This is a genomic window from Candidatus Dormiibacterota bacterium (assembly GCA_035532035.1).
Classification (GTDB): Bacteria; Vulcanimicrobiota; Vulcanimicrobiia; order Vulcanimicrobiales; family Vulcanimicrobiaceae; genus Tyrphobacter.
This window is the reverse complement of the sequence record DATKRS010000034.1, coordinates 1-8,118: the sequence shown is the minus strand read 5'-3', so window position 1 is coordinate 8,118 and position 8,118 is coordinate 1. Positions and strand designations below refer to the sequence as shown.

Here is an 8,118-nt window from a genome sequence, read left to right as displayed (position 1 = left end):
GGCGTGAAGAGCGTCGGCGTGACGCTGCACTCGCTCCGGCATACGTTCGCCACGCAGTCGCTGATCAACGGAGCCGACATCAACTCCGTCGCTGCGATCATGGGCCATGCAGACGTTTCCACGACACTGCGGCTCTACGGGCACTGCCTGCCCGGCTCCAAGGAGCGGGCCGTTGCGGCGCTCGGCGACGCCTTCGATCAGGCGCAGGCACGCCGGGCGGCAGGCGAGAACCGGCGGCCGTGAACCCAGGCGATTGCACCGAAACCGCGCACGGATGCAACCAAAATGCAACCAACCCCCCGCGGCAATCGTTCGGGCAGGAGGGTGCTGTAGCGCAAACCCTGGTAAAATCTAGATTTTGGACCGTTTATGGCTCGGTAGCTCAGTGGTAGAGCAGGGGACTCATAAGCCCTTGGTCGTAGGTTCGAGTCCTACCCGAGCCAAAGTTCTTAAAATAAGGTACTCTTTCTCTATGTCCACCATCCCTTGCGATTTCTGCCCCCATCCGGTTGACCGCAGCCAGATGGAAGAGATCGAGATATCGCACTACGTCCCAGATAGCTCGGGCGACGATCTCGCGTACGCGCGCACGTATTTCTTCGGTCATCCCGACTGCGTGCGCAAGTTCTACCGCACCTTGGTCGACCACAAGCTGGATCTGTTCAAGCATATGCCGAGCGCGGGTTCACCGCCCGACGCGGCTCGGTAGGAACGCGCGCTCGTAGCTCAGCTGGATAGAGCACTGCCCTCCGAAGGCAGGGGTCGGACGTTCGAATCGTCTCGAGCGCAATTTTCTTCTGCCGACGATCTTGGCATGATATCGTTGATGACGATGAGCAGCATCGACGAGATGTACATGCGGCGCGCCATCGCGCTCGCGCAGCGCGCCGTCGACGCGGGCGACGTTCCCGTCGGCGCGGTCCTCATCTGCGGCGACGTGGTCCTCGAAGCACAGAACGAGAAGGAGCTCCAGCGCGACGCGACCGCGCACGCGGAGATGCTCGTTCTACGCGAGGCTTCCCGAGCGTTCGGCGTGTGGCGCCTTGGCGATGCGACCTTGTACGTAACGAAGGAGCCCTGCGTCATGTGTGCGGGGGCGATCCTCGCCGCCCGTGTCAAGCGCCTGGTCTATGCGGCGCGCGATCCAAAGGGCGGCGCTGACGGAGGAGCATTCGACGTACTGCGCTCGCCCAAGACGAACCATCGTCTCGCCGTTACCGCCGGCGTGCTCGAAGGCGAGGCCTCGGAACAACTGCAGCGCTTCTTTCGCGCACGCCGCTAGCGTTTCACTCGCGTCATCCTGAGCTCGTCGAAGGATGAGGGCGGGAATCTGCTGTACTTCGCGCGTGGAGAGGTGGTCGAGCGGTTGATGGCACCCGCCTCGAAAGCGGGCAGAGGTGATGAGCCTCTCGAGGGTTCGAATCCCTCCCTCTCCGCCAGTCTCGTTGTTTGCTCGAACCGTCGAGAGGCTCATCATGGACAAAGCAACACGTGGGAATAAAGGCGGCGGCGGTCCATCAGTCCTGCGCTTCAAGGCACGGCTCGTTCGACATTCCAAGGCGGCGACGGCCGGTCGCCGGACCCTGCTCAACGTCCCGGCGGCGGTCAGTAAGGAACTGCGCGGCATGACCAAGGTTGAAGGCACGATGAACGGTCATCCTTTCCGAGCGGCGCTAGAAGCCAACACGTCCGGAGGCCACCAGCTGCGCGTGAACAAGGCCATGCGCGAGGGCGCCGGTGCCGACGCGGGCGACACGGTAAAACTCGCTATCTTGGGACCAGAGCCTAAACCGAGAATCCCTGCCGATCTCCGTGGCGCCCTTACCGCTTCCCGCGAAGCAAACGCGTTGTGGAAGGACCTCACTCCCGACGGTCGTCGCGATTGGATCCGCTGGATCGATTCGACCAAGAGCGCTGAGACCCGGGCCCGCCGGGTCACACGGACCGTCGAGCAGCTTTCCGCGGGAAAGCGGCGCCCTTGTTGTGTGAATGTCTATGAGTTTATGCTGCGTCGCGTTCGAGAATAGGAGCAGAGCAAACAGACTTCTCCGCCGAAGAAAAAGAGACACCGCAAGCCAGGCATGCGGATTCTCATGCCGTCTGGAGGCTTGAGAAAACCGTGCGCGAAATACGTGGGCATGAAAAACGTTGCCGTGCTCGCATTGCTCGTCGCCGTGTTCAGTGCCGGCTTAGGGGTGGCGGCTTCGCGCGCGTCGTCTGTGCCGACGCGCCGAGATCTCGCTGTGCCGCGTTACGCGCACATCTTCGTGATCATCGAGGAGAACAAGGACTACGGCCAGGTGGTCGGGAGCAGCGATGCGCCGACGATTACGCGCCTCGCCCACGAATACGGCAACGCAACCGATTTTTACGCCGAAACGCACCCGAGCGAACCGAACTACGTCGCGTTCATCGGCGGCTACACCTACGGCATTCGCGACGATGACGGGTACTTCTGCACCCCGCACGATGCGAACCCCGCGTGTCCGGATAGCAACAAGCCAGGATACGTCAACCACACGATCGATGCGCCGAATCTCGCTACGCAGCTCGAAAGTGCCGGCCTGAGCTGGAAGAACTACAACGAATCTCTCCCGCACGCCGGCTCGCTCGCAGTCGTCGCCGCCGATCCGCACGCGCGGGGCGTGCCGCCGACGCTCCAAGTCTATGCGGCAAAGCATTCGGGGTTCATCAACTTCGCATCGGTGCAGCGCGATCCGCATCGCGCGCAACACCTCGTCGACTTCGCCCAGCTCTACGCCGACCTGCGCAGCGGCAAGGTCCCGAACTTTTCGTTGATCATCCCGAACCTTTGCAACGAGATGCACGGAGCCGACGAACCGGGAACGCCGCAGAACTGCCAGTACAGCCACCTGGGAAAGCTGATCTGGCGCGGTGATCAGAATATCGCGGCCATCACGCAACGGATCATGGCCTCGCCCGTGTGGCGAGCGAAGTCGAACGCGGCAATCGTGATCACGTTTGACGAAGACGGGCACTTCCCGGTTCTCGATTACGTCGGATGCTGCGGAAATAATCCCCACGACCCCGCGAACCGCGGCGGCGGACATATCGCAACCGTCGTCATAACCAATCACGGGCCTCGGCACGTGGTCGACAACACGCCGTACAGCCACTATTCGCTGCTGCGAACGGTGGAAGATGCCTTCGGGATCCACACGTATCTGCGCCAGGCTGGAGCGGCCGGCGTATGGCCGATGCTGCCGCTCTTTCGCGTTCCTTAAGGGGAGGACGCAGGCGACGGCGTGGGCGGTGGAAGAACCGCTGCCTCCGCCGGCGGCGATGACGGAAACGAGAACGCGTCGTACGTCACGTCTGCCGTGACGACGAACGTCAAAAAGAGCGCGTGCTCGGTAGCAGTGAAAGTGCCGTGCGTGATCATCCAGTGCCCGTCGACGATGGAGTAATCCATCGCGATCGTCATGTCGCTCGCGCTGTCGCGCAGCACGATGTGCGACGGCAGATGCGTCTGCGGATCCTCGACGACGTCGCTCGGGTACATCCCCTCGCCGCCGCGCGGGGTCGGGACGATCGAAAAATGCAGTCGGTCCGGAGTTGAGTCTGCGGCGTACGACACGCTCCAGAACGATACGTACGGAAAGACGACGTCCACGCCTGGATTCGGCGGCGGCGGCGAAAGCTGCATCGGCGTTCCGCGCTGCAGCGTGATGTCGACCCGTTTGAGGTTTGCGTAGTAGCTGAAATAGAACTGCGAGAACGGATCGAAGTACGGAATGATCGGAAACGCTTGGCCGATACGCCGCGCGCCGCCCGGAATATCGTTCATGACGGCCGCGTCGTCGGCGTTGCGGGCGATGACGCGGCGGTCGATCTCCTGCGTACGCCCGAGGGTCGGAGCGACGACCCGCGTACTCTCGCGGTAGACGATGTAGGCGGGCGGATTGGTACCGTACGCATCGGCGGTCCGATTGATGAGCAGCGCGAGCGCGAGGTCCGGGGGGAGCACCCGATGCTCTTCTGCAACGGCGAGCGAAAGTGCCTTTGAAGAGGTGCGAGAAACGTCGGCGCCGGAAGGCTGGATCGATGGCTGTTCAACCCAACGACTTCATCGTCGCCCGCACGATCGAGCTACGACGCGCGATCCATCGCACGCCGGAGCTTGGTTTCGAAGAGCACGCGACCGCGGCGCTCGTCGAGGAGGAGCTCGATCGTCTGGCCATTCCCCATCGGCGGGTCGCGGGTACCGGCGTGGTAGGCGTTCTTCGTGGGGGCAAGCCGGGCCGTGTGGCCGCGCTGCGTGCAGACATGGATGCGTTGCCGGTGCAGGAGCGTACGGGGCTAGCCTTTGCCTCCGGCGTCGCCGGCGTGATGCACGCCTGCGGCCACGACGCCCATACGGCGATGCTGCTGGGGGCCGCCCACGTGCTGGCCGCGCAGCGCGAGACGCTCGCGGGCAGCGTCGTCTTGTTGTTCCAGCCGGCGGAAGAAGGGCCGGGCGGCGCGCAGCCGATGATCGACGAAGGCGTGCTCGACGATCCTGTCGTCGATGCGATCGCGATGCTCCACGTCGATATCCGGCTCGAAACAGGTTCGGTCTCGATCGCTCCGGGGCCGGTCAACGCTTCGGCAGACGAGCTCGAGATCGTCGTGCGCGGAAAAGGAGGACACGGGGCGTCGCCGCACACCGCCGTCGACGCGATTCCGGCCGCTTGCGCGATCGTCCTCGCGTTGCAGAACATCGCGTCGCGCGAGACCGATCCTCTCGGTAGCGTCGTCGTGACGATCGGAACGATAACCGGAGGGTATCGCAATAATATCATCGCCGACGAGGTGCGCATGACCGGAACGTTGCGCGCGCACGATCCCGTTGTGCGCGAGCAGCTCGAGGGCCGCGTGCGCCGCATCGTCGAAGGCGTTGCGGCGGCGTACGGCACGCAGGCGGAAGTGCGCGTGATCTACGGCTACCCACCGGTCGTGAACGATGCGGAGCTTGCCGGGCAGTTTGCGCGCTATGCACGCGAGCATGCGGACGTCGACGTGCGCGCTCTGCCGCCCACGATGGGTGCGGAGGACTTCGCGTATTTTGCGCGGCGCGTTCCCGGGGTGCTCGTGCGCCTCGGCGTGCGCAACGACGCGCTGGGCGCGATCCATCCCGCACACGGCGCGCAGTTTCTCATTGACGAGGGGGCTCTCCAGGTAGGTATACGTACGCTCGTGGCCTTCGCGCTCGGCGTCGGTGCAGGGAGGCTCGGCGCGGCGGCCGCCCGAAGTTAAGAGGATATTATGTCGATCCTTTCGCCGACGTTCGGTCGCGGAATGCGATCGCTCACCGCGAGCGTGGACCTCGAATCCCCTCCTGAGGACGTCTTTTCGCTCCTCTGCTCTGTGGAGAAGTGGCCCGTGTGGCTGTCATTCCTCCGCAGCGCCAGGCGCGTGGACTCCGGTGAGCCGATCGCGCTCGGCAGCGAAGTCGTGGTGCGTTCCACGGTTCCGGGTGAGGAGGAACAGCTCTACGAGGTCGACCAGTTCATCAGCAACCATCACCTCTCGCTCGTCGGTGCATTTTCCGTGCGGCGGCGCGTGGAGTTTCGCGTCGAGCGGAAGACGGCGATCTCGCGGCTTCACGTGCGCCTCAGTTACCCGGCCTATCACGGGCGATTCTTCTCCGCTGTGCGATGGTGGCGTCGCGGACGGCGACTGCTCTCGCAGCTGCAAGGCGCGATGACGAACTTCAAGGGCTTGGTCGAATACCGGCGCAACGGCGCCGTGCTCGCCGATCTGTAGGCGGTACCGTGCCGCTCTACGATTATCGCTGCACGAAATGCGGCAAGGTCAGCGAAGTTCGCCACGGTTTCGGCGAACCGTTCGCGGGCACGTGCCCCGTCTGCGGCGGGCCGTTGCAGCGCGTCTTCAATCCGGCGCCGATCGTCTTCAAGGGCTCGGGCTTCTACGCAACCGATTCGCGCAAGAAGAGCGACGACGCTTCAACGAGCACTGATGCAAAGTCGGAGAAGCCGAGCGATGCGAAGCCGGGCGACGCGAAACCGGGCGACGCGAAACCGGCGGATCCCAAACCGGAGAAGCCCTCGGGCGGCGGCACGCCATCCGACTCGGCGGCGTAGGCGATTCGTGTCCCCTGGCCTCTGGCTCGTCGTCGGGGCCACCGCGAGCGCGACCTTGCTCGTCGCCATTGGCGGCATCCGACTCGCGCTCGAGGCGCGCAGGCTCGGCCGGCGGGCTGCCTCGGTGTCGCTTCCCGCGATCGATTTCTCGCGCGCGCGGGCGACGCTAGCGAAGCTGCAACGCGATGCCGTGAAAGCCAATGTCTTGATCGTGCGCGCGCAGATCGCGCTGCGCCGCGCCGACGATGGCGTGCGCGCTATGGTTCGCGCGTTTGTCGGAGGGTAGCGAGAAACTCCGGGAAGCTGACGTCGACGCTGCTCGCGTCATCGAGCTCGATCGGACCCGCCGCGCAGGCGAGCACCGCCGCCGCCATCGCGATCCGGTGGTCGTCGTGCGAGCGTGCGAGCGTTCCGTCCGCCTCGGGTCTGCCGCCCGCGATTACGATGCTGGTCGGCGTTGCGCGGGACGCGATGCCGGTTGCGCCGAGAAGTCCCTGGATCGCCGCGATGCGGTCCGACTCTTTGGTGCGAAGATCTCCGATGCCGGCGATCGTGGTTTCGCCGTGAGCGAACGCGGCGGCAACGGCGAGCAGAGGGATCTCGTCGATCGCACGCAGCGCGAGATCGCGCTCGATTGCGACGCCGTGTAGTCCGGCGTGGCGCACGAGAACGTCGGCGATAGGCTCGCCGCAAAGCTCGCGCTCCTCGCGCAGCTCGATGTCGGCTCCCATGAGGCGTAGTGCGTCGAGGAGACCCGTGCGCGTCGGGTTGACGCCGACGTCGCGAATCGTGAGCTCGCTCCCCGGCGCGATCGTTGCCGCGGTGATGAAGAATGCGGCGGCGGAGAAGTCTCCCGCGATGCGTAGGTTCTTGAAGCGTGACGGCGGCGCGGCGAAGTCGGCGCCTTTGCCGCTCCACGATATCTGCGCGCCTTGGTAGCGCAACAGGCGTTCCGTGTGATCGCGCGAGCCGGCGTCGCCGGCGATGCCGATCTGCACGCCCGCAAAGAGCCCCGCGAAGAGCAGCGCCGACTTCACCTGTGCCGAGGGCGAGAGCAAGATGAAGCGGCGTGTCTGGATGCGCTCGCATCCGAAAATCTCGAGGGGCAGGTGGCCGTCGGCGGTTTCGATGCGCGCTCCGAAAGCGCGCAGTTGCGCTGCCACCGGCTCCATCGGCCGACGTCGCAGCGACGCGTCACCGTCGAAGCGTGCGTGAACGTTTGCTCCCGCGCAGACACCGAGAAGCATGCGCGCCGTCGACCCGGAGTTCATACACGCGATCTCGCACACCGCGCCCCGCCGTTCGTCGGGTGTCATCCTGAGCCTGTCGAAGGATGGATCGAGAGCGTGCAACGCCCGTTGCGTCGCGAGAACGTCTGCGCCGGGGTTGAGGTTCTCGATCGCAAATGCGCCGCGAGCAAAGGCTTGAAGGATGAGCGCGCGATGCGAGATCGACTTGTCTGCGGGAACGGCGATCGTTCCGCGCAGAGAGCCGCGGGGGAAGGAGACCACGCGCGCGCGTTTGGACGCTGCGTGGGTACCTTCCCGCGCGCGAAGAGCGTCTAGACGACCGGGCGCGATCTCCGAGCGAGACCGAAGAGCCCGAAGAGTCCGAAGAGTCCGATCAAGCCGAGCCATCCCCACCAGCCGCCGCTGGGGCGGGTGGTTTCGGTCGTCGTCGTGGTTACGTAGCCGGGACTTGCCGTGGGTACCGGGTACCCGGGGCCTGCGCTCGAACCGGCGTTCACGCCATTTGCCGGAGAGGCATTGGGGTTCGGATTCATCGTCGTCCCGGGAGCAGCGGTCACGGTGCCCGCAGGCGGAGCCGCCGTCATGGTCGACGTTGTCTGATTCATCCCGTTCTGAGCCGTCTGCGCCATCGCAATGGCAGGAAGAAGGCAGAGCGCGGACGCGAAGAGTCCTGCACTCGCCATACGTGCAATCGTGTTCATAGGTCATCATTACCCAAGGGAGCCACTAAACCCACACTTGCTCGGTCCCCTACGCTTCTTGTT

Annotated in this window: 12 protein-coding genes and 3 tRNA genes; 12 read left to right on the top strand and 3 right to left on the bottom strand. The window is 64.8% G+C overall.

Annotated elements, in window-relative coordinates; translation table 11 throughout:
* The 8 genes from VMV82_10835 to VMV82_10800 all read left to right on the top strand — a co-directional run.
* Positions 1-243: tyrosine-type recombinase/integrase (locus tag VMV82_10835; GenBank protein HUY42044.1), on the top strand; the 243-nt coding region annotated here is incomplete at its 5' end.
* Between the two features lie 128 nt (positions 244-371).
* Positions 372-443, top strand: a tRNA-Met gene (locus tag VMV82_10830).
* 29 nt (positions 444-472) lie between these two features.
* Positions 473-709, top strand: a complete 237-nt coding sequence (locus VMV82_10825) for a hypothetical protein (protein ID HUY42043.1) — start codon at positions 473-475, stop codon at positions 707-709.
* 6 nt (positions 710-715) lie between these two features.
* A tRNA-Arg gene (locus VMV82_10820) sits at positions 716-789 on the top strand.
* Between the two features lie 37 nt (positions 790-826).
* Positions 827-1,282: a tRNA adenosine(34) deaminase TadA gene (tadA, locus tag VMV82_10815; GenBank protein ID HUY42042.1), complete on the top strand. Its 456-nt coding sequence runs from the start codon at positions 827-829 to the stop codon at positions 1,280-1,282.
* Between the two features lie 66 nt (positions 1,283-1,348).
* Positions 1,349-1,439, top strand: a tRNA-Ser gene (locus VMV82_10810).
* Between the two features lie 36 nt (positions 1,440-1,475).
* Positions 1,476-2,027, top strand: coding sequence for a YdeI/OmpD-associated family protein (locus VMV82_10805; protein HUY42041.1), 552 nt, complete (start codon positions 1,476-1,478; stop codon positions 2,025-2,027).
* A 111-nt stretch (positions 2,028-2,138) separates the two neighbouring features.
* Positions 2,139-3,245, top strand: coding sequence for an alkaline phosphatase family protein (locus tag VMV82_10800; GenBank protein HUY42040.1), 1,107 nt, complete (start codon positions 2,139-2,141; stop codon positions 3,243-3,245).
* Here VMV82_10800 and VMV82_10795 read toward each other — a convergent pair.
* Positions 3,242-3,988 carry a hypothetical protein gene (locus VMV82_10795; protein HUY42039.1) on the bottom strand — a complete coding sequence of 249 codons (747 nt, stop codon included), beginning with the start codon at positions 3,986-3,988 and terminating at the stop codon, positions 3,242-3,244. The genes VMV82_10800 and VMV82_10795 overlap by 4 nt on opposite strands.
* Positions 3,989-4,065: 77 nt before the next feature.
* Here VMV82_10795 and VMV82_10790 point away from each other — a divergent pair, with 77 nt between their 5' ends.
* The 4 genes from VMV82_10790 to VMV82_10775 are packed head-to-tail and all read left to right on the top strand — an operon-like array spanning position 4,066 to position 6,390.
* Positions 4,066-5,256 carry a M20 family metallopeptidase gene (locus tag VMV82_10790; protein ID HUY42038.1) on the top strand — a complete coding sequence of 397 codons (1,191 nt, stop codon included), beginning with the start codon at positions 4,066-4,068 and terminating at the stop codon, positions 5,254-5,256.
* A gap of 9 nt (positions 5,257-5,265) precedes the next feature.
* Positions 5,266-5,766: an SRPBCC family protein gene (locus tag VMV82_10785; protein HUY42037.1), complete on the top strand. Its 501-nt coding sequence runs from the start codon at positions 5,266-5,268 to the stop codon at positions 5,764-5,766.
* An 8-nt stretch (positions 5,767-5,774) separates the two neighbouring features.
* Positions 5,775-6,104 (top strand): FmdB family zinc ribbon protein, encoded by a 330-nt coding sequence (locus VMV82_10780; GenBank protein HUY42036.1) that lies wholly within the window; start codon positions 5,775-5,777, stop codon positions 6,102-6,104.
* A 7-nt stretch (positions 6,105-6,111) separates the two neighbouring features.
* Positions 6,112-6,390, top strand: coding sequence for a hypothetical protein (locus tag VMV82_10775; protein ID HUY42035.1), 279 nt, complete (start codon positions 6,112-6,114; stop codon positions 6,388-6,390).
* Here VMV82_10775 and aroA read toward each other — a convergent pair.
* Together aroA and VMV82_10765 are read right to left on the bottom strand one after the other, a co-directional pair.
* Positions 6,362-7,615, bottom strand: coding sequence for a 3-phosphoshikimate 1-carboxyvinyltransferase (gene aroA / locus VMV82_10770; GenBank protein HUY42034.1), 1,254 nt, complete (start codon positions 7,613-7,615; stop codon positions 6,362-6,364). The genes VMV82_10775 and aroA overlap by 29 nt on opposite strands.
* Before the next feature lie 50 nt (positions 7,616-7,665).
* Positions 7,666-8,055, bottom strand: coding sequence for a hypothetical protein (locus VMV82_10765; GenBank protein HUY42033.1), 390 nt, complete (start codon positions 8,053-8,055; stop codon positions 7,666-7,668).
* Positions 8,056-8,118: the final 63 nt, after the last annotated feature.

Excerpts from the sequence above, each read along its gene's own strand:
- VMV82_10825 (HUY42043.1), top strand. The coding sequence starts at position 473 with ATGTCCACCATCCCTTGCGATTTCTGCCCCCATCCGGTTGACCGCAGC.
- tadA (HUY42042.1), top strand. The coding sequence starts at position 827 with ATGACGATGAGCAGCATCGACGAGATGTACATGCGGCGCGCCATCGCG.
- VMV82_10805 (HUY42041.1), top strand. The coding sequence starts at position 1,476 with ATGGACAAAGCAACACGTGGGAATAAAGGCGGCGGCGGTCCATCAGTC.
- VMV82_10800 (HUY42040.1), top strand. The coding sequence starts at position 2,139 with ATGAAAAACGTTGCCGTGCTCGCATTGCTCGTCGCCGTGTTCAGTGCC.
- VMV82_10790 (HUY42038.1), top strand. The coding sequence starts at position 4,066 with ATGGCTGTTCAACCCAACGACTTCATCGTCGCCCGCACGATCGAGCTA.
- VMV82_10785 (HUY42037.1), top strand. The coding sequence starts at position 5,266 with ATGTCGATCCTTTCGCCGACGTTCGGTCGCGGAATGCGATCGCTCACC.
- VMV82_10765 (HUY42033.1), bottom strand. The coding sequence starts at position 8,055 with ATGAACACGATTGCACGTATGGCGAGTGCAGGACTCTTCGCGTCCGCG.